This window comes from Ignavibacteria bacterium (genome assembly GCA_025612375.1).
In the GTDB taxonomy this organism is placed as follows: Bacteria; Bacteroidota; Ignavibacteria; order Ignavibacteriales; family SURF-24; genus JAAXKN01.
In genome coordinates, this window is sequence record JAAXKN010000011.1 from 112,993 (window position 1) to 114,966 (window position 1,974).

Annotated in this window: 3 protein-coding genes; 2 read left to right on the plus strand and 1 reads right to left on the minus strand. The window is 41.8% G+C overall.

Going from position 1 to position 1,974, the window contains the following annotated elements; all coding sequences use genetic code 11:
• A partial coding sequence (locus HF312_09605; GenBank protein MCU7520456.1) for a hypothetical protein occupies positions 1-707 on the minus strand: 707 nt, incomplete at its 3' end.
• A 188-nt stretch (positions 708-895) separates the two neighbouring features.
• On the opposite strand from HF312_09605, the gene HF312_09610 reads away from it, so the two are divergent.
• Both HF312_09610 and HF312_09615 read left to right on the plus strand, forming a co-directional pair.
• On the plus strand, positions 896-1,777 hold the full coding sequence (locus tag HF312_09610; GenBank protein MCU7520457.1) for a DUF2975 domain-containing protein: 882 nt from the start codon (positions 896-898) through the stop codon (positions 1,775-1,777).
• A 9-nt stretch (positions 1,778-1,786) separates the two neighbouring features.
• On the plus strand, positions 1,787-1,974 hold a 188-nt coding region (locus tag HF312_09615), incomplete at its 3' end, for a helix-turn-helix transcriptional regulator (GenBank protein ID MCU7520458.1).

Genomic DNA, 1,974 nt, shown 5'->3' on the forward strand with positions numbered 1-1,974 from the left:
ACTTTAAGGAAAGCCACCTGGAAGGAAAGGAGAGCAAAGGAAGCGCTGTGTGCCTTGCAGAAGGCGTAGCCTGCAAAGGATTCAATCTGGCGCCAGAGCTCGCGGGCGGCCACGTCACTTATTCCCTTTGCGCTGCATGAAGAAAAGAACCTGTCTTCAAGCTGCGTCATGGCGCTGCGGGAGCGCATCTTGCCGCTCATTGCGCGCCTCAGGATGTCGGCCTCCTCAAGTGAGAGGCCTGCTATATGGTGGGCAACTTTTAAGACGTCCTCCTGGTATATCATTATGCCGTAGGTTTCGCCGAGGAGTTCCTCCATCTCGGGCAGGAGGTATTTTCTTTTTGACGGGTCCTTATGTCTCAGTATAAACTCCTGCATCATGCCGCTTTCGGCAACGCCGGGGCGTATAATGGAACTTGCGGCCGTGAGCATTTCAAAGGTATCGACCGAGAGTTTCTTCAAGAGTGAGCGCATTCCGGGGGATTCTATATAGAAGCATCCTATGGTATCGCCTTCGCGTATAAGTTTCTTCACCCCCTCGTCATTAAAAAGCATCCGGTAGTCGTATATATCGAACTTTACCCTTCCGGTATTGCGGGGCACCGGTGTATAGATCTGCGTGAGTTTCCCCCCCTGGTTAAAGCGGGTCCGGGGCAGACTATAGCTGTTAAGGTCTATATATGAGGTTTCAGCGTTGGTAATTTTCATGGCAATAAATAGTGTACATACGTACACTATTTATGATTTTTCCGGATAATATGCAATAGGGCTGATAATTTTTATTCAAATAATTCCAAATCTTACAATTCAGGGAAATGTTGAATTTCATAAAAACGTTGTTGTTTTTCGATAAACATTTTATTAATTTCGAAACAGGACAAAACAAAGGATATGAAATGAAACACACCTCCAGCCCCCTTTCTGCAAATTTAAGCAGAGTCTTAAATATTACATGGTATTCCGGGATCGCTATTTCATCTGTTCTCTTATTATTAGTTTGTTCGTTTTTAATTGTAACATTTGGTGATTTTAATGTAAATGTACCTCCTTTAACTTATGAGTCCGGAAATTACACTTACCACTTCAACAACAAGTACCTGCACATAATTAAAAATGATGAGCTGGTAAAAGAGCACTTAAAAAAGGAAATGCGACTGTTTACCGGCAGAAACGACACTTCTGCGGCTACAGCATTCTTTAGTAATTTATATAAGTCACTCTATGGTGTTGAAGGCTTAAAATATCCTCAAAGGACGAAATCGGCAGGTAATCATGAATATTACTCCGATCTAAAGTTTGACGACAGCACTTCGTTTCTCAATGCATCTGAGGAAAGGCCTGAATCCTTACCATTAATGACGACAAGCTACGGTCAAATAAAGCATAATCCGCAGTTTATAGTATCATTTTCAATACTGGTTCTGTCCTATGCTTTTTTCGGTCTTATGATAATATATAACGCCAGGAAAATACTATTTGCCGCTAAGGCGGATAATTTATTCAAGAGGGAGAATTCCAAGTCGGTTAAATTCATAGGCTTATATATACTTCTCAGTGAAGTTGTAAGAGTCCTGCTAGTCTACTGGATGAACAGCACTACGGTAAAAGGGATTAAATATTTTGTATCATGGGCTGTAAATCCCCTTTCACGAAGTTACACTTTTTCATTCTCAGACATAAATTACTGGACGTTATTCATCGGGCTTGTGGTAGTTATTCTTTCTGAAGTATTCAGATCGGGCGCCAGGCTAAAGGAAGATTTGGATCTTACAATATAAGGGGGCAATATGCCTATATTAATAAATCTGGATTTGATGTTGGTCAAACGGAAGATGACGTTAACCGAATTATCCGAAAAAGTTGGTGTAACGCTGACAAATCTTTCCATCCTGAAGCAGGGCAAAGGAAGGGCGATACGCTTTTCAACGCTGGAAGCAATCTGTAAGACTCTTAACTGTCAGCCTGGAGATATACT

Bases quoted from the DNA above. Each gene is read 5' to 3' on its own strand.
- HF312_09610 (MCU7520457.1), top strand. From the start codon at position 896: ATGAAACACACCTCCAGCCCCCTTTCTGCAAATTTAAGCAGAGTCTTA.